A 16,632-nucleotide genomic window follows, 5' to 3' on the forward strand; every position below is an offset into this window, starting at 1 on the left:
AAGGGCTGTTAAGTGCAGCACAGAGGGGTAAACGGGGCGAAAAAACCGGGCACAAAACCAAGCAACCGGGCATAATGGAAGGTGCAGGGGAGCAAACCCCAAGCCCAGGAGAGAGGTCAAGGCAATGAAACACACCATTGGCAACAAGGTCGTTCTCATCGGCGCGGGAGACGTGGGAGTGGCCTACGCCTACGCACTGGTCAACCAGGGGATCGTGGATCACCTGGCCATCATCGACATCGACGAGAAAAAACTCGAAGGCAACGTCATGGACCTCAACCACGGCGTCGTCTGGGCGGGCTCGCGTACCCGCGTGACCAAGGGCACCTACGCCGACTGCGAGGACGCCGCCCTCGTGGTGCTCTGCGCCGGGGCCGCCCAAAAACCGGGCGAAACCCGCCTGCAACTGGTGGACAAGAACGTGGCCATCACCAAGTCCATCGTGGAATCCGTGATGGAATCGGGCTTTGACGGACTCTTTCTGGTGGCCTCCAACCCCGTGGATATTCTCACCTACGCCACCTGGAAGTTCTCCGGCCTGCCCACCCAGCGTGTGATTGGCTCTGGAACAGTGCTCGACTCCGCCCGTTTCCGCTACATGCTGGGCGAACTCTACGAAACCGCTCCCAGCTCCATCCACGCCTACATCATTGGAGAACACGGAGACACCGAACTCCCCGTACTCTCCTCCGCCACCGTGGCCGGGGTATCCATGCGCAAACTGCTGGAAAAGGACCCCACCCTGGAAGGGCGCCTGGAGCGCATCTTTGAAGAGACCCGCGACGCCGCCTACCACATCATTGACGCCAAGGGGTCCACCTCCTACGGCATCGGCATGGGCCTGGCGCGGATTACCCGGGCCATCGTGCAGAATCAGGACGTGGCGCTGCCCGTATCGGCCTATCTTGAAGGGCAGTACGGGCAGGACGACATTTACATCGGCACCCCTGCCATCATTAACCGCGAAGGTATCCGCCGCGTGGTGGAACTGGAACTTTCCGAGCACGAGCAGGAGCGTTTTGAGCACTCCGCCGCCACGCTGCGGGAGATCCAGGGGCAGTTCTTCTAGCGGTGATTTTGCTGGTGGGGTCGGGGGTATGTTGGGGGCGCTGCTAACAGTCAGTCGATTCCGGGTATCTCTTGCCTTGCGGTGATGGGGGAGGCGGTGAATGGGTCCAGCCACTGATCTACTTCTTCTCAGGGGTGGAGATAATCAACCATGATGATGGTTATTCGGCCGGAATTGCAGGTGGCCAGTGCGATATAAGGGAATCGAATGGTGAAGTTGCATACGGGATTTTCTGATTATCGCAAGGGTGGCGCATTGTGATTTCTTGCGCTCTTCTGATGGTGGGGTGGTCATGTCAGTCATGTAGGGGTATACTGGTTTTGGGGTTCTAGCCCTTGAGGTGATGGGGGTGATTTCTCCGTTACTGAGTAGATTTTGGGGTATTTATGATCGGGGGTGTGCTTTCTTGCAGGGTTTTAAAATACCGCGATGGATGTATGCGGTAGTATTTCTTATTCTTGTTCTCTTTTGTGGTTCACTCTTTCTCTTTGAGATAGGGGTTCTGGCTGACCGGATAAAGATGGTGATTAGTATTCTAACTGTCTCTTCTGCATTATTGGCATTTGGTCAAAAAGTGCTATCGGATGATCGGTCAGAATGGTGGAATCGGTTTGAATGGGTGGTGGAGCAAGAAAATGGTAAAGAGCCAGATTGGGTGATGCTTGCACGGACCTACCGTGGTTTGTTGGAAGAGAGGCGTTGGCCCCGGCGGGATGCTCCAATGAAGATTTCGGTGTTGGACCACAGAGCACGTTGTGTCTTGGAGTTCTATGCGCAGAATGGTCGTCTTGAACAAGCCAAGAAAAAATTGAGTGGGCATGGTGGGCAGACGATGAGCCGGCTGAATGAGATCGTTCAGCGTTTTGGGATTGAGGATCAACCTGTGCTAGTAGTCCGTGGGTCCGGGGTGAGTGTAAGATCTGAGATGGCGATGATTAAAGGAGGGTGCTGATCGTGTCATCGGCAAAAGATGTGGAGCGTGATGAGATATTCACGCGAGTTGAATTAGAAGATTTTGACAACATGATGGCTATGTATGATGAGCTTGATCGGCAGAACAGGCCAGGTTTTCTTTTGAGTGATATTTTCGGTTTTAGCTTGAAGAAAAGAGTGCGGCGAGTTTGATTAACTGTGTGTATAGCGGGGAATCCTACACACATGAGTATCCCATTATGGAATATTGTAAACTCTAATGGGATAGTTGTTCTGTACTCTCTGGTATAAAGTTTGGGGTCAGTGGGTGATGGATATTAATAAATATACGTATCAGGTCTCGTGGTCCGAACAAGATGGAGAGTTCGTGGCTGTCGTTGCTGAGTTTCCATCTTTATCCTGGCTCGACTCTGATCGTCAAGAGGCTGAGGCGGGGCTTCTGCGGCTTGTGCGAGAAGTTGTAGATGATATGGAGCAATCGGGAGAAACCATCCCTATTCCGCTTGGTGAGCAAGCATATTCCGGGAAGTTCAATGTGAGGACGTCGAAAAGCCTTCACCGACGCCTAGTTATGGCGGCGAAGATGGAGGGTGTATCTCTCAACTCTCTGGTCAATCAGAAACTGGCAGAGATTTGAGGGTACGGTACGGGGCAAGGTATTCGCGCGAAGTGAGCTGGAAGAGCTCGGTAACATCATGGCTATGTATGGCGTATTAGACCATCAGGATAAGCCGGGTTTCTGTGGAGCGATATTTTCGGTTTTAGCTTGAAGAACGCGAAGAAGCCTCGGCGCTCCTGACCGGTGCGCGACTCCTCCTCCACCTCAAAAAATCTCACCCAGCGCAACCGCCCCCGGCAGCGTAACCTGTGGGCGTGAAAATCATCGCGCACCGCGGTTACTCCTCCCGCTACCCCGAGTCCACAGCGATTGCTTATGAAAAAGCCTTTGAACTGCCCATTCACGGCATAGAATGCGATATTCGCCTCACTAAGGACGGCGAGGTGGTGTGTATTCACGACCCCATCCTGGATCGCGTATCCAATGGTAGTGGCCGGGTATCCGTGCACACCCTGGCTCAACTCAAGCGGCTGGACTTTGGGGATAAGTACCACCCCCAAGAGGTGCTTACCCTCAACGAACTGCTGGACATGGCCCGCCCGCACGAGCACCACCTTTATATCGAGACTAAGCACCCCCTGCGCTACGGGCGCATGTTGGAGGAGCAACTGGTGCGCACGCTTACTTACCACGGAATGTTGCACGACCCGCGCGTGCACGTGATTAGCTTTGCGGGGGCGTCGATAAGCAGAATGCACACCCTGGCACCCCATGTGGACCGCATTTATCTGCGGCGCGCCTGGCACCGCTACCTGCATCCTTGCGATCCCACCGTGGGCGGCCCCACTGGCTTGGGGCTTTCCATTGAGCGGGCGCGCCAGCACCCGGCGTTGCTGCGGGCCCGTTCCCTGCCTTCCTATGTGTGGACGGTGGATGAGCCCGAGGACATCGTGTGGGCGCGCGAGCATGGAGTGGACATGCTGGCTACTAATAAACCGGAACTGGCGCTGACGTATCTTTGAGGGCATGGCCAAGAAGAATAAGAAGAACGACGATCTGCCCGAAGGCATGAGCCGCCGCCAGGCTAAGCTCGCCAAGCGTGCCGCCGAGCGTGCGGCTCTGGAAAAGGACCCCCGCCCCTACGCCGGGTTCGCCTCCGAGGCGGACCTCGTGGCCCTCCAGGAGTTCGTGCCCTCCGCCACCGCTGCCCTCGACGTCAAGGGTGCCAATCGCCCCGTGCGCCTCGTCACGGTGCTGCCCGGCGCCGCCGCAGCCCTGGTGCGCGAGGAAAAGCATGGCGGAGAAGCCCTCGTGGCTCTCCAGGTGCAGGCCCGCTCCCACAACCCCGGCCGCGACCTCGCCTACGCCCTGAACTGGGCCGCGAGCGCAGGCCCCGGCGAGACCCTGATGTCCACCGCCGCCGACGGCACCCAGCCCGCACTGAGCGAGCTTATCGACGCCGCCACCGCCCTCAGCATCGAAGAACACCAGGACTTTGCCTGGTGGATACCCGAGACGATGGAGGCCGACGCCACCACCATCCGCGGCCTGCAAGCGGCGAACGACGCCATCGTGCCCTCGCACCGCATTAACGCCGAGGTCAGCGGTGCCGTGTGGTGGGTCTACCCCGGCGGGGATAAGGCTCATATCCGCTGGGTGCGCACCGAGGAGAACGAGGAGCGCCTGCTGGCGGCCCTGGCGCGCATTGCCGCGCGCGGCGAGTTAAACCTGGGCGAGGGCACGAAGTTCGCCGGAACCTTCCGTACTCACGGCTTGGTGGTGCCGGTATTCGACCTTGACCCCGCCCGCGAGCACACCACCTACGCCGAGGCCCTGGCGGCCCTGGATAAGGTCATTGAAACCGAGGTGGCTAATACCGAGCAGCTTAATGCTGATGAGCGCAAGCAGCTGCAAAACATCAAGTCCCGCCAGGTGACTATTCGGTAGGGTACGGGGGTACCTCAGGGGTGTGCCGATTCGGGCACGCCCCTGTTTTGCTTGCCTGCAACACCCTTGCCGTCCCCCCTGTTAGCCTGGGGGCCATGACTTACGCAACACTACCCCTGAGTGAGGGGAATAATCCTTTGTTGCCGATGGCCTATGACCTGGCGTTTTCTGTGGCCTTTGTCATTTCCTGGGTGGTGAGCCTCATCCTCATCATTGATATTGTCCGCCGCCCCATTTCCGGGTGGGAGCGCTTTGGCTTGTCACTCATGGTGCTCTTCCTCCCCGTCATCGGCTGGATCATCTACACCCTGTGGCGGGGAACTTCGGGACGAGCCCGCCGCCCGCAGAAAGTCACCGGAGCCCCGGACTCCCACTAGCCCCTATCTCATCGAGGCCCACAGTTCCTCGGCGGCGGCATCGTCCCAGAGCACCACGTTGCCCACGTCATAATCGGCAAAGCCCGCGTGGGGTACGGTCTTGGTTTCCACCCCGGAGCGCATGGCCAGGGCCACGCGCGCGAGGTTCCACACGTGATCGGAGGAACCCACGGTGAAGGAGGAGGCGGTATCGGAAATTAGGGGGATCATGCGGAAGGGGTTGAGCAGCGTGCCCGCGCTAGTGGTTTGATTGAGCAGCGCGGAGAAGAACTCGCGCTGGCGTTGAATGCGGTCGAGGTCGCCCCCGGCGGTGGAGCGGGTGCGCACGTACCCCAGGGCGGTGGGGCCATCGACTTTCTGGCAGCCGGCCTGGATGGAAAGTTGGGCGAGGGGGTCGTCGATAGGCTCCTCGGGGCACACCTCTACCCCGCCCACGGAGTCCACCACGTTGGCGAGCCCGCCCATGCCGATCTCTGCGTAGTGATTAATGCGCAGGCCGGTGGCCTGTTCCACGGTCTCGGTGAGGAGTTGAGGGCCGCCGTAGGTGAAGGCGGCGTTGAGTTTATCCATGCCGTAGCCGGGCACGGCCACATAGGAATCGCGGGGCAGGGAGACGAGCGTGGCCTTGCCGCCGGTGGGAATGTGCAGCAGCATGACGGTATCGGTGCGGCCCACGCCGATGTCGCCGCCGGTGCCCAGGCGCTCCACGTCCTCTTCGCTTAAACCTTGGCGGGAATCGGAGCCCACGAGCAGCCAGTTCGTGCCGGAGGTTTTTGATACCTGCTGCTCGGGCAGGGCCTCCACGCGGGTGAGCTTGGTATCCGCCCACAGGGTGAGCACGATGCTCAGCACCAGAACAATAGCCAGCGGCCACCCTATGCAGCCCAGGCAGCCGATATTCGGGCGCTTCCCCCCGCGCTTCTGCTTGGCGGTGCGGGTGGGACGCGCGGCGCGGGGTGCTCGTGGAGCCTCGGCGGCCTGCTCCAGACCCGAGGGTCGGCGCGGCGGGCGCGCGGAATACTGCTGCCGGGGTGCGGAATCATAGTCGCCGTATCCCGATTGAGGGGCAGCAGCCGGGGGCACGTACTGCCGGGTGGGCGGCACAGGAGGGGCCTCGCGCCGGGGCGGCATCTGCTGGCGGGGCCTGCTCTGCCGGGGCGGGGTGGAGGAGGCATCAGGGGTGGCAGAACGACGCCGCACTGGCCGCCCGTAGCGGTCGGTCAGCGGAGTGCCGTCGGCACGCAGCACGTATTCGCCGCGTGGATCGTGGCGCTGGCTGCGCCCGCGATTCCGGCGATGATCGTCATAGCCCCTGGAATCCATGCGTACAACACTAGATCACAAGCCCAGCCAGCCGAGGTTCCCGCCCAGTGCTGCGTAGCCGAGGAAGGCCACGGCGTCGATAAGAAAATGCGCCACCACCAGCGGCCACACGCGCTCGGTGCGGCGGAAGAACCAACAGAAAACCAGGCCCATGATGATATTGCCCAGCCCCGCGCTTATTCCCTGATAGAGGTGATAGGAGCCGCGCAGCACCGAGGAGGCCGCCGCCACGGCCCACCAGGACCACCCCAGTTGGCGCAGGCGGGTGCATAGCCACAGCACCACCACTAATTCTTCTGCAAAGGCATTGGCGGCCGCGGGAATGAGCAGCATGAGAATGGCGAGGAATCCGCCCGAGGTGGCGGGCACCACCTCCTTGCTCAGCCCCAGGTGCAGGGCCGCGATATACAAGGCCAGGCCGGGAATACCGATGAGCGCGGCTAGGGCGGCACCCCAGGTGAGGTCGCTCCGCCGCGCAGAACGCGGTGCCACGCCATCGCGGGCGAGCAGGAAGAGGGCCAGCCCGCCCCAGGAAAAGAGCACGATGGCGGAACACAGCTGTAATCCCAGATTCAGCCATATCTGCGTGGATTGCGGGGCGTTGAGCACCACCGATTGCTCGGCCAGCGGCGTGCTAGAGGTCAAGGAGGCCGCCAAGCGCAGGGCCGCGCGCACCCCGGCGGTGCCGAAGGTCAGCGCCAGCACCAGCGTAATCTCAGTGCGCAGGCGTGACCTCATCGCTCACCTCCCGCGCCAGGGCCAGCAGAATCGAGGGCGGCACGGTGATGGCCCCCAGGTGCACCGAGGCCCCGGCCCCGCCGCAGGGCACGCTCACCGCGGCCTGCCCGTTCATGTTGAACCAGGAGGCCCAGGGAGTCCAGCGGGTTTGCTCCCAGAAGTCCTCCTCCGGAGGCAGGGAAGAGAAGTGCCCGATGGGTGGCGGGTCCCAGGCCAGGGTGGGGTTGAGCACCACGTCTACCTCCGCGAGCGCGGGCATGGTGGCCTGGACCTCGTGCGCGTGGTGCAGGTCCTCCGGGCTCACGTGGGAGCCCACAGAACGAAGGTGGGTCACCATCGGACTGGGCTTATCGACGCCCCGTTCGTCGTCCCGTACCGCAGGCACCGCCGCCGCCCCGGCGGTGAAGATGGTGCGAAAGGCCGCAAAGACCTCCCCGGCTATAGGCGGCGGAGAGACCGGCACCACCCGGTGCCCCGCCCGGGAAAGCAACCGGGCGGCGTGCTCGGCGGCCTCGCGCCACCGAGGTGCCACATCTACCGAGGCAAAGAGCGGTTCCGTGAGCAACCCCACTCGCAACCGGGGAAGATCGGTGGGCAGTTCCACCCCGTGCAGGTAGGCGCTCAATTCCACGCTGCGGGTGATGAACCCCTGGGTGGAGAGCACCCCGCCGTGTGATTCGTGCGGGGGCTTGTACCCCACCACTGCGCAGGCGGCTGAGGGAATCCTGATGGAACCGCCGCCATCGGAGGCGTGGGCGGCGTTCACTAGCCCGCGCGCCACGGCCACCGCCGCCCCGCCCGAGGAACCCCCGGGGGTACAGCCCGGTAAGCGGGGATTCTCCACGGCGGGCAGCCCCACGGGTTCCAGGTAGGCCGTCATACCCAGCTCCGAGGTGGCGGTTTTACCCGGCACCACCGCGCCGCGTTCCAGCAGGGAGCGCACGAAGGGCTCCGTGCGGGTGGCGGTTCTGGTACGCGCCCGGGATCCGAAGGTGGTGGGCATTCCCGCGACGTCGTAGAGGTCCTTCACCGGAATCACCATGCCGTGCAGGGGCCGCGAACGCAGGCAGGAACGGCGCTCAATGGCCTGCGCGCGGGCCAGGGCGCGGGCCAGGGCGCGGGGTATATCCAGGTGGCTAAAGCCGTGTTCGGCGGGGCTCAGCTCGGAAATGCTGCGGGCAAAGCGCTCCACGGCCTCCACGGGGGAGGCAGAAGCGGCGGAACCGAGGCCCTGGGGGCGTCGATAAGCGGAACCTCCGCAAGCGGCATAAGGCATAGCCACCAGGATAGGCTGGGTGACCATGACGATCACCGTGGCATACCTGGGGCCTGCCGGAACCTTCACCGAGGCCGCTCTGTGGCAACTGGTAGAAGAAGGCGGGTTCGGCACCCCCGCCCCGGACATCACGCCCCTGCCGGTGGGCAGCCCCGCCGAGGCCGTGGACGCCATCAACGAGGGGAAAGCCCAGTACGCCTGCCTGGCCATAGAAAACTCCGTGGACGGCCCCGTCACCCAGGCATTCGACGCCCTGCGCCGCGCCAGCGTGCAGATCTACCGGGAAACGGACCTCCACATCGCCTTCTGCCTCATGGCCCGCCCCGGTACCGCTCTTACCCAGGTGCGCACCCTGGCCACGCACCCCGTGGCACACCAGCAGATACGCGGCTGGCTGGCCGAGCACCTGCCAGCCGCAGAGTTCGTGCCCGCCTCCTCCAACGCGGCGGCCGCCCGCGAGGTCGCGGAGGGGCGTGCTGACGCCGCCGCGGCCCCCGCGCGCGCCGCCGAAATCTGGGGCCTGGAGCCGCTTGCCACCGGCATTGCCGACGTCGCCGGAGCAAGCACCCGCTTCGTGCTCGTCGGCCCGCGCGGCGTGCCTACCCCGCGCACCGGCAACGATCGCACCTCCGTGGCATTCACCCTGCCCAACCAACCCGGCACCCTGGCCGCCGCCCTGGGTGAGTTCGCGCGCCGGGGCGTGGACATGAGCCGCATCGAATCGCGCCCCACCCGCGACCGGCTGGGCACCTACCACTTCTATGTGGATCTGGTGGGGCATATCGACGACACCCCGGTGGCCGAGGCCCTGCGTGACCTCTGGCTGCGCGCCGAAACCCTGCGCTTCCTGGGCTCCTGGCCAGCGGGTTCCCGCGCCGATTCCGCGCCCGATGAGACCGCACAGAACGCTACCCTCGACTGGGTGGAAGCCGCCCGCACCGGAAAGGAACTGCCATGACCTCCCACCTCATCCTGCTGCGCCACGGGCGCACCTACAGCAATGCCTCCCGCTTGCTCGATACCCGCCCACCAGGGGCGGAACTCACCGAGATTGGCCGCAGCCAGGCCACCCAGGCCGGGCGTGACCTCGCGCAGCGGCCGGGGAAGGTACGGGAAATCATCACCTCGGTGGCCCTGCGCGCCCAGCAGACCGCAATGGGGGTGGCCGCCGCCTATGAGGAGGCCCGCGGTCTGCCTGCCGGATCGCTCCCCGTAACGGTGCGCGCCGGGCTGCACGAGGTCTCCGTGGGAGACCTGGAGATGCGCGGCGACGAGGAGGCCCACCGGGCCTACCAAGAGGCTTTTCATGGCTGGCTGCACGGGGACACCACCGCCGCTACTCCCGGCGGCGAGGGTTACCTCGACGTATTGGGCCGGTTCCGCCCGGTGCTCGACGAGGTGGCCGAATCCCTGGCCCAGCGCCCGGAGGAGGGGGACGTGGTGATAGTCAGCCACGGCGGGGCTATCCGCACCGTGGCTACCCACGCGGCCTCGTTGCACCCGGAAGAGGCCTTTGAGGCCTACCTCGCCAACTGCTGCTACGTGGAACTTAACCCCGCAGGCCGCGAGTTCGGCCACTGGGACCTGGTGCGGTGGGATACGCTGCGCAATGTTTAGCCCCGCCCTGTGGCGATTCCTCGCGGTGGGCGTGCTGAGCGCCTGCTGCGATTACGGCTCCCGCATGGCGCTGCTGTGGTTGGGGATGGCTCCTGTTCCCTCGCGAGCGGCCAGTTTCATCTTTGGCAGCACTGTGGCCTACCTGCTCAATAGCGCGGTGACCTTCCAGGGCAAGCGCAACGCAGGGGAGGCGGGGCGCGCCGGGGTGGCCTATGCGATGAGTTTTGGCACGGCTGTGACGGCGGATGCTGTGTGCCGGGGGTACTTGTACGGCGGGCCTTATGCCGTTACCGTGGCCTGGGTGTTCTCCCAGGGTTGCGCCACCGCGTTGAACTATCTGCTGCAATCGCGGTGGGTGTTTCGGGAGGGTTAGGGGTGGACTTTGGGCAGGGTATGCGGTATATTCGCTCCTAGCGAAAATCTATGTGTCCTGTTGGGCACCCACGGGGTTTCGCACTTCGCAACCTCCGACCTCGTGGCCGGAGGTTTTGTGTTTCCTACCCCCACCCCAGCTCGTGTAACTGCTCCTCGCTCATGCCAAAGTAGTGGCCCACCTCGTGCATCACGGTCACGTAGATTTCCTTTTCCAGGTGCGCCTCGGAAACGCAGTAGTCCATCAACGCCCCGCGATAAAGCGTGATGGTATCGGGGAGGTACCCGGTGTGGGTGAATTGGCGGCGGGGGAGTGACACGCCCTCGTAGAGCCCCAGGGTGCGGGGGTTGCCGTCGCGGTAATCGCGCACCAGGATCACCACGTTCTTCATATGATCGGCAAACTCATCGGGGATGCGCGCCAGGGCGGAATCTACGAGTTCGTCAAAGCGCTCGTCGCTGACGTCGATCAATGCGCGTGCCCTTCTTCTCCCGCTGCGGGAGCCGCTTCTGCGGGGGCGTTGTCCGCGGGCGGGGTGCCGTTGATGGTGAACTCTCCGGTGGCGCTGCCGCGCAGCGAGTTGAAGCCGCTTTCTCCGTGGGCGCTAATCAGGGAGCAGTTCACGCTGCGGGAGCCGCCGATCCACGATTCGGAGGGGATACTGCCCCAATAGATTTGCAGGGTGCTTTTCTCCAGGTTCTCCGGCCCACCCAGGTAATCCTCGGCGGCCTTGGTGCACACCTCTTGGAGGTGTTTATCCTGGTCCTCCACGCTGGGAACCCCCTCGGGGAAGGTCTCTTGAAGGTTGATAACGGCGGTGGTTTCCAGCTGGTGATCCTCGCCGCAGTCCACCACACCCAAGGAGTTCGAGGCGTTGACGGACACGCATTGTCCCGGTTGCGTGATCCGCGCTTGATCTTGGCTGCCCACCGTGCCGTGGGTGATCTCCGGGGTGCTAGAGGCGTTGGTGGATTGGAGGCCGCAGAGCATAGTACGGTCGCCCGCCGCCCAGGCCTCGGCGGGCGGGAGAATGGAGGCGATCGAATAGCGCCCGGAGGGGTCAAAGCGGCCGTCGAGATAGCGCAGCGTGGGGTTATAGCAGAGTTCGGAGCGCAATTGGGCTTGGCGGGTGACGTCGGGAAGCGGGGCGTTATCACCGAACTCGGAGGAGGGATAGGTGCCGAGGTTCTGGCGGGCGGCCACCTCAAAGCGGTGATCGCCCTCGCAGGGGGCCTGCTGGAAGTTGCTCACGGCGCCGTCGGGAGCCACATCCCAGGTAAGGCAGGCGCCGGCGTCGGCAGCGGTGAAGGGCGCGGCTTCCTTCTTTTGCTCCGGTTGCTCGCTGCTGCTGGCTGCGGTGCTGGGGGCGGCCTGCGTGGTGCTATCGGTGCGCTCGGAGGCGTAGCTGAACGAGGCCAGGCACACGGCGGAGGCAAGCGCTCCCACGAGGCCGGTGCGCACGGCGAGGGAGGTACGCCAATTTTCGGAGAGACTCATAACAGGTACCTACTGTAATCATCTTGGGGCGCAATACGTGGTTGTGTTCTCTATTTTCCTTATGCGAGGCCCGGATGTGCTGCCCGCGCTGGGTAAGCGCCCGGTAGGCTAGAGCGCGTGATTGATCTGAAGTTTCTCCGCGAAAACCCCGACGTTGTGCGTGCCTCCCAGGTCACCCGCGGGGCTGACCCCGCCCTGGTGGACGTGCTTTTGGAGGCCGATGAGGCCCGCCGCGAGGCCATTAAAAAAGCCGATGAGCTGCGCAGCGAGCAGAAGGCCTTTGGTAAGAAGATCGGCCAGGCCAGCCCCGAGGAGCGCCCCGCGCTATTGGAGGGCTCCAATGAGCTCAAGGAGCGCGTGAAGGCGGCGGAAGAGGAGCAGAAGGCCGCCGAGGAGCGCGTGACGGCCGCGCAGATGCGCCTGGGCAATGTGGTGGAGGGGGCACCCGCCGGGGGCGAGGATGACTACGTGGTGTTGGAACACGTGGGCCAGCCCCGTGAGTTTGATTTTGAGCCCAAGGATCACCTGGATTTGGGGGAATCCCTGGGTCTTATTGATATGAAGCGGGGTACCAAGGTGTCCGGTTCTCGCTTTTATTACCTCACGGGTGACGGCGCGCTGTTGCAATTGGGAATGCTCACCCTGGCGGCTCAAAAAGCGCGCGACGCCGGCTTCCAGGTGATGATTCCCCCGGTGCTGGTGCGCCCGGAAATTATGAACGGAACTGGCTTTCTGGGGGAACATTCCGAGGAGATTTATTATCTAGAGCGCGATGATCTTTATTTGGTGGGCACCTCTGAGGTGGCGCTGGCGGGTTATCACGCCGATGAGATCATTGATCTTTCTCAGGGGCCGGTGAAGTACGCTGGGTGGTCCTCCTGTTTCCGCCGCGAGGCCGGTTCCTATGGCAAGGACACCCGCGGTATTTTGCGCGTGCACCAGTTCGACAAACTGGAAATGTTTGTGTACTGCAAGCCAGAAGAAGCCACAGCTCAGCACCAGGCTTTGCTGAACATGGAGCGGGACATGCTCTCTGCGGTGGAGGTGCCGTATCGCATTATCGACGTCGCGGGCGGTGACCTCGGCTCTTCTGCCGCCAGGAAGTTCGATACGGAGGCCTGGGTGCCCACGCAGGAAACCTATCGTGAGCTCACCTCTACCTCGAACTGCACCACCTTCCAGGCGCGCCGCCTCTCCACCCGCTACCGTGATGAGAATGGCAAGCCCCAGGTGGCGGCCACGCTCAATGGCACGCTGGCCACGACCCGCTGGTTGGTGGCGATCTTGGAGAATAACCAGCAGGCCGATGGCTCCGTGGTGGTGCCCGAGGCACTGCGTCCCTTTGTGGGTAAAGAGGTGCTGGAACCGCGCTAGAAACCTCGCTGGGAGGTGAGAAAAAGCGCAGGAATACCCCAGTATTCTTTCAGATAAAGTCCCCGCTATGCAGCGGGGACTTTATGTTTTTAAAGAAACATATGTACTTCCTAATACACCCGGATAGGGGTGGGCGAAAAGGGGTAACCAGGTATTTTAAAAGGTTTCGCTAACTGGACTATTTCTGTGTGCGGGAGGTGTGTCTATGCTGTCGTTAAAAGCCGGGAGATTATTTGCGTCACAGATTCCCGGCAGGAATTGGATAGAGAGAAAGAGGAGAACCATGACCTCCCAGCGCAAGAATGTTCTTCGCGTCGTCGCTGCCGGCTCGGCCCTGAGCCTGGCCCTTGCGGGCATTGTCCCTGCTTCCGCTACCGTTGCCCCGCAGGCTCCGGCGGCTAACCCCGCCGTGGCGGCTCCGCAGGCCGCTGTGGAGGAGGGCTTCTTCACGAGCACGGATGGCAAGGGTACCCAGGTGTACTGGAAGTCCCAGACGGTGCCGAACGCCAAGGGCAACGTGGTGGTGGTGCACGGTGCCGCCGAGCACTCTGGCCGCTATGACTACGTGGCGGATCGCCTGCTGGCCGATGGCTACAACGTTTACCGCCTGGATCACCGCGGCCACGGCAAGACCGCCGACGCCGGTAACTCCGTGGTGCGCGGCCACATTGACGATTTCCAGTTCCTCGTGGATGACGTACACACGCTGACGCAGAAGGCCAAGGCCGAGCACCCCGACGTCAAGACCTTCATGCTGGGTCACTCGATGGGCGCCCTGGCCGCACAGTTCTACGGCATCAAGTACCCCGGCGAGGTCGCCGGCATCGTGACCAACGGCGGCGGTGCTCCGCTGAACCTCTCTGGGCGCAATGAACAGGGCCAGGTGGTGACCCCGCAGGAGATCACCGATATGCAGCGCGAGCTGGACCCCACACTCTCCGAGCGCCTGCCGCTGACCGAGCTCACCACCTTCAACACCATGCTGGCGCAGCAGGTGATCCCTGGCCGCACGGAGGTTCACGTGCCCTCCCTGCCGTTCTCGGATCAGATTCAGGTGCCCAATGCCTTCACTGATGGCGTGGCCTCCGATCCCGAGGTGACCGCGCAGTACACCACCGATCCGCTGGTGAACCAGAAGCTGAGCCTGGGCATGGTGCAGCAGATGGTCTTTGCGGGGCTCTACGACGCCGTGAATGCCGATCTCTTCACCACCCCCACCCTCATCATGCACGGCACCAAGGACGGCCTGGTGCCCGCCTACTTCGCCCAGGACTGGTACAACGGCATCTCCTCGCAGGATAAGGAGATCGTGTACTGGGAGGGCCAGATGCACGAGGTGTTCAACGAGCCCGCCAAGGGCGAGGCGATGGATAAGGTCATCGGCTGGCTGAACGCTCACAACGTGTAATACGAGCTGAATAAAGGCCGCACACGCGGCTGGAATGGCGGGCCTCACGCGGGTGCTCTGAACTATACTTCACGGCATGTTGCTGTGGGATATGGTTTATCGGGGCATCGTCCGCGTGGGGCGCGTTGTTATTGCGGCCCAGGGATTGCAGATGCACGTGGAGGGCGAAGATCGAATCCCCCGCAAGGGTGGCGCGATCCTGGTGATGAACCATTCCGGCTATATGGATTTTGTGTTGGGGGGATACGCCCCCCATCTGCGCGGCCGTCTGGTGCGGTACATGACCAAGGCCAGCGTCTTTGATAAACCGGGCGTGGGCACGCTCATGCGCATCATGGGGCATATCCCCGTGGATCGCATCGACGGCGCGGCTTCCTTTGAAGAGGCGGTGCGCAAGGCCTCGGAAGGGCAGATCGTGGGTATCTTCCCCGAGGCCACCATCTCCCGCAGCTTTGAGATAAAAAATCTGCGCACGGGTGCGGTGCGCATTGCACAAAAGGCCGAGGTGCCGATTATCCCGCTGGTTTCCTTTGGTTCTCAGCGCCTGTGGACCAAGGGGGGCAAGCGCAATCTGGGCCGCAGCCGCACGCCCATTTACCTTTCTGTACTAGAGCCGTGGAATCCGAGCGGCAGCCCGGAAGAAGATACGGAGGCGCTGCGGGAGCAAATGCAAAGCGGCCTGGAACATCTCTGGGACCAATACCAGCGCGATTATGGGGAGTTCCCGGCTAATGAGTTCTGGGTTCCGGCGCGTTTTGGTGGCGGCGCTCCCTCCCCGGAGGTAGCCCAGCGCGAGGATAACGAGGTAGAAAAAGAGCGTTATCGAATCCGCAAACTCAGCGAGGACCTCACGGTGCTCAGCGAGAAAATTAAAGAGGTAAGCCGCAACCTCGTGGCCGGGGCTTATGAGGCCTATGATTCCGCCCAGGAGAAGTTCGCTCATTCCCAGGAGCCGGAGCCTGCGCCGGAACCCACTAAGGAGCCCGCCACGGAGCAGGCCCAGGGGGCAGAGGAAAAAGAGGACCGCACCGCGATGGTGGTGTGGTTGAAGAACAGCATGGATGAACTGGCTGCGGAGGTCTCCCAGGGCGCGCGCGAGGGGCGTGATCGCATTGCGGCCTCGATGGAGCAGGCGAAGAATAACGCGGCCATGCTGTACTCGCAGCTCTCGAGCGAAGGCTGGGAGCGCTACGAGGGCTCGCGTTTGGATGAGGCGTTGACGCGCTTGGCGGCGCAGTCTAAGCAGATCGTGAGCAAGCTGCCGCACCGGGTAACGGCGCAGTTCAGTGGTATCCCCGGCGCCATTGTGTGCAATGTGGAGGGCTCTTTGCTGGGCACCGATGGTCGGGTGCATGAGCGCGATGTCCAGGCATTGCGCCGCGCCGTGGACGATGGGGCCAGTATCGTGCTCACCACGGAGTTTGGCCCGGATGAGTGGCGGCGCACGGCGGCGGAGCTGGGCCTTGACACCGTGGGGGTGTGCTACGACGGCGCGGTGGTGCTCGATGCTCAGGGGGAGGTGCTGGCGCAGAACTTTTTTGCGGAGGCCGACGCCGCCGCAGTGGAGCGGGCGGTGGCCTCCGTGGCCCCCGAGGTGTCGGTTGAGTGGCGCACGGGGCTTGAAGGTGGGGAATATCACAGGTTGGCCGGGGTGCTGCGCATGCCTGAGGGAAATCTCAAAAAAACGGCTTCCCACCTGCGCAAAGAGTTGAAGAATGTGGCTGCGGTTGTGCCCACCTCGCGCAAGGGGCTGCATATCCTTCCGGCGGAGACAAACAAAGGTCTAGGCGTTTTTCGGGCGTTGGATTTTCTGCACATTACCCCCGCTCAGACGGTGGCCTTCGGAGCCGCCCCCTCCGATATTCCTGTGCTAGAGGCGGTAGGCAAGGGTGTGGCGATGGCGGACGCCCCCTCTGAGGTGCTGAAAAAGGCGAGCAGCGCGACGTCGATAAGCGATGAAGCGGGCGTGGCGGAGGTGCTGAATCCGCTCTTGGATGCCGCGAGTGAGGAACGCCAGTAGGGGGCATAGGCACCCCCAGAAAACTCGGATAGTCCGCAGCTCAAAAGCATAATGTGGACATTTTTACAGGCTGCCCTCACCCTCCTTTTTGATACTGTGAAGCCGTATCACGAGCGCACTG

18 protein-coding genes are annotated in these 16,632 nt (G+C 62.8%); 13 read left to right on the forward strand and 5 right to left on the reverse strand.

Annotated features, from left to right (window positions below; all coding sequences use genetic code 11):
- Window positions 1–124: 124 nt before the first annotated feature.
- From Clow_RS10840 to Clow_RS10870, 7 genes are all read left to right on the forward strand, one after another.
- On the forward strand, window positions 125–1,069 hold the full coding sequence (locus tag Clow_RS10840) for an L-lactate dehydrogenase (RefSeq protein WP_055179124.1): 945 nt from the start codon (window positions 125–127) through the stop codon (window positions 1,067–1,069).
- 349 nt (window positions 1,070–1,418) lie between these two features.
- Complete coding sequence (locus Clow_RS11870; protein ID WP_156334931.1) at window positions 1,419–2,021, forward strand: hypothetical protein; 603 nt, start codon at window positions 1,419–1,421, stop codon at window positions 2,019–2,021.
- Between the two features lie 2 nt (window positions 2,022–2,023).
- Window positions 2,024–2,194 carry a hypothetical protein gene (locus Clow_RS10850; protein WP_156334934.1) on the forward strand — a complete coding sequence of 57 codons (171 nt, stop codon included), beginning with the start codon at window positions 2,024–2,026 and terminating at the stop codon, window positions 2,192–2,194.
- A gap of 118 nt (window positions 2,195–2,312) precedes the next feature.
- Window positions 2,313–2,639 (forward strand): type II toxin-antitoxin system HicB family antitoxin, encoded by a 327-nt coding sequence (locus tag Clow_RS10855; protein ID WP_055179131.1) that lies wholly within the window; start codon window positions 2,313–2,315, stop codon window positions 2,637–2,639.
- A gap of 236 nt (window positions 2,640–2,875) precedes the next feature.
- Window positions 2,876–3,583 carry a glycerophosphodiester phosphodiesterase gene (locus Clow_RS10860; RefSeq protein WP_055179220.1) on the forward strand — a complete coding sequence of 236 codons (708 nt, stop codon included), beginning with the start codon at window positions 2,876–2,878 and terminating at the stop codon, window positions 3,581–3,583.
- A gap of 4 nt (window positions 3,584–3,587) precedes the next feature.
- Window positions 3,588–4,508, forward strand: coding sequence for a DUF5926 family protein (locus Clow_RS10865; RefSeq protein WP_055179132.1), 921 nt, complete (start codon window positions 3,588–3,590; stop codon window positions 4,506–4,508).
- 95 nt (window positions 4,509–4,603) lie between these two features.
- The gene (locus Clow_RS10870; RefSeq protein WP_156334937.1) at window positions 4,604–4,885 is read left to right on the forward strand and encodes a hypothetical protein; all 282 of its coding nucleotides are present in this window, start codon (window positions 4,604–4,606) and stop codon (window positions 4,883–4,885) included.
- 3 nt (window positions 4,886–4,888) lie between these two features.
- Here Clow_RS10870 and Clow_RS10875 read toward each other — a convergent pair whose 3' ends face one another.
- The 3 genes from Clow_RS10875 to Clow_RS10885 are packed head-to-tail and all read right to left on the reverse strand — an operon-like array spanning window position 4,889 to window position 8,222.
- Window positions 4,889–6,208 (reverse strand): LCP family protein, encoded by a 1,320-nt coding sequence (locus tag Clow_RS10875; RefSeq protein ID WP_245625764.1) that lies wholly within the window; start codon window positions 6,206–6,208, stop codon window positions 4,889–4,891.
- A gap of 15 nt (window positions 6,209–6,223) precedes the next feature.
- On the reverse strand, window positions 6,224–6,946 hold the full coding sequence (locus Clow_RS10880) for a CPBP family intramembrane glutamic endopeptidase (RefSeq protein ID WP_055179136.1): 723 nt from the start codon (window positions 6,944–6,946) through the stop codon (window positions 6,224–6,226).
- Window positions 6,924–8,222, reverse strand: a complete 1,299-nt coding sequence (locus tag Clow_RS10885) for an amidase (RefSeq protein WP_082418668.1) — start codon at window positions 8,220–8,222, stop codon at window positions 6,924–6,926. The genes Clow_RS10880 and Clow_RS10885 overlap by 23 nt, the downstream gene beginning before the upstream one ends.
- A 25-nt stretch (window positions 8,223–8,247) precedes the next feature.
- On the opposite strand from Clow_RS10885, the gene pheA reads away from it, so the two are divergent.
- Genes pheA through Clow_RS10900 form a run of 3 tightly spaced genes read left to right on the forward strand, consistent with a single transcriptional unit; the run spans window position 8,248 to window position 10,212 of the window.
- On the forward strand, window positions 8,248–9,180 hold the full coding sequence (pheA, locus tag Clow_RS10890) for a prephenate dehydratase (RefSeq protein WP_055179140.1): 933 nt from the start codon (window positions 8,248–8,250) through the stop codon (window positions 9,178–9,180).
- Window positions 9,177–9,839: a histidine phosphatase family protein gene (locus Clow_RS10895; protein ID WP_055179142.1), complete on the forward strand. Its 663-nt coding sequence runs from the start codon at window positions 9,177–9,179 to the stop codon at window positions 9,837–9,839. Before pheA ends, Clow_RS10895 begins: the two co-directional genes overlap by 4 nt.
- Window positions 9,832–10,212, forward strand: coding sequence for a GtrA family protein (locus tag Clow_RS10900; RefSeq protein ID WP_055179144.1), 381 nt, complete (start codon window positions 9,832–9,834; stop codon window positions 10,210–10,212). Before Clow_RS10895 ends, Clow_RS10900 begins: the two co-directional genes overlap by 8 nt.
- Window positions 10,213–10,336: 124 nt before the next feature.
- On the opposite strand, the gene Clow_RS10905 is transcribed toward Clow_RS10900, so the two are convergent.
- Both Clow_RS10905 and Clow_RS10910 read right to left on the reverse strand, forming a co-directional pair.
- Window positions 10,337–10,684: a metallopeptidase family protein gene (locus tag Clow_RS10905; protein WP_055179146.1), complete on the reverse strand. Its 348-nt coding sequence runs from the start codon at window positions 10,682–10,684 to the stop codon at window positions 10,337–10,339.
- A complete protein-coding gene (locus Clow_RS10910; protein ID WP_055179148.1) occupies window positions 10,681–11,709 on the reverse strand; it encodes a septum formation family protein in 1,029 nt (342 codons plus the stop codon). Before Clow_RS10910 ends, Clow_RS10905 begins: the two co-directional genes overlap by 4 nt.
- A gap of 117 nt (window positions 11,710–11,826) precedes the next feature.
- Between Clow_RS10910 and serS the strand changes: the two genes are divergently transcribed.
- The 3 genes from serS to Clow_RS10925 all read left to right on the forward strand — a co-directional run bounded on the left by serS (window position 11,827) and on the right by Clow_RS10925 (window position 16,511).
- Window positions 11,827–13,083 (forward strand): serine--tRNA ligase, encoded by a 1,257-nt coding sequence (gene serS, locus Clow_RS10915; RefSeq protein WP_055179150.1) that lies wholly within the window; start codon window positions 11,827–11,829, stop codon window positions 13,081–13,083.
- Between the two features lie 283 nt (window positions 13,084–13,366).
- Window positions 13,367–14,491 carry an alpha/beta hydrolase gene (locus tag Clow_RS10920; RefSeq protein ID WP_055179151.1) on the forward strand — a complete coding sequence of 375 codons (1,125 nt, stop codon included), beginning with the start codon at window positions 13,367–13,369 and terminating at the stop codon, window positions 14,489–14,491.
- A gap of 76 nt (window positions 14,492–14,567) precedes the next feature.
- Entirely contained in the window at window positions 14,568–16,511 is a 1,944-nt protein-coding gene (locus Clow_RS10925) for a 1-acyl-sn-glycerol-3-phosphate acyltransferase (RefSeq protein WP_055179153.1), read from the forward strand.
- The last annotated feature ends 121 nt before the right edge of the window (window positions 16,512–16,632 follow it).

Origin of the sequence: Corynebacterium lowii (assembly GCF_001412085.1) — a bacterium.
Lineage (GTDB): Bacteria > Actinomycetota > Actinomycetes > Mycobacteriales > Mycobacteriaceae > Corynebacterium > Corynebacterium lowii.

Excerpts from the sequence above, each read along its gene's own strand:
- Clow_RS10895 (WP_055179142.1), top strand. The coding sequence starts at position 9,177 with ATGACCTCCCACCTCATCCTGCTGCGCCACGGGCGCACCTACAGCAAT.
- Clow_RS10840 (WP_055179124.1), top strand. The coding sequence starts at position 125 with ATGAAACACACCATTGGCAACAAGGTCGTTCTCATCGGCGCGGGAGAC.
- Clow_RS10920 (WP_055179151.1), top strand. The coding sequence starts at position 13,367 with ATGACCTCCCAGCGCAAGAATGTTCTTCGCGTCGTCGCTGCCGGCTCG.
- Clow_RS10855 (WP_055179131.1), top strand. The coding sequence starts at position 2,313 with ATGGATATTAATAAATATACGTATCAGGTCTCGTGGTCCGAACAAGAT.
- Clow_RS10925 (WP_055179153.1), top strand. The coding sequence starts at position 14,568 with ATGTTGCTGTGGGATATGGTTTATCGGGGCATCGTCCGCGTGGGGCGC.
- Clow_RS10875 (WP_245625764.1), bottom strand. The coding sequence starts at position 6,208 with ATGGATTCCAGGGGCTATGACGATCATCGCCGGAATCGCGGGCGCAGC.
- pheA (WP_055179140.1), top strand. The coding sequence starts at position 8,248 with ATGACGATCACCGTGGCATACCTGGGGCCTGCCGGAACCTTCACCGAG.
- Clow_RS10885 (WP_082418668.1), bottom strand. The coding sequence starts at position 8,222 with ATGCCTTATGCCGCTTGCGGAGGTTCCGCTTATCGACGCCCCCAGGGC.
- Clow_RS10880 (WP_055179136.1), bottom strand. The coding sequence starts at position 6,946 with ATGAGGTCACGCCTGCGCACTGAGATTACGCTGGTGCTGGCGCTGACC.
- Clow_RS10870 (WP_156334937.1), top strand. The coding sequence starts at position 4,604 with ATGACTTACGCAACACTACCCCTGAGTGAGGGGAATAATCCTTTGTTG.
- Clow_RS10910 (WP_055179148.1), bottom strand. The coding sequence starts at position 11,709 with ATGAGTCTCTCCGAAAATTGGCGTACCTCCCTCGCCGTGCGCACCGGC.
- Clow_RS10865 (WP_055179132.1), top strand. The coding sequence starts at position 3,588 with ATGGCCAAGAAGAATAAGAAGAACGACGATCTGCCCGAAGGCATGAGC.
- Clow_RS10900 (WP_055179144.1), top strand. The coding sequence starts at position 9,832 with ATGTTTAGCCCCGCCCTGTGGCGATTCCTCGCGGTGGGCGTGCTGAGC.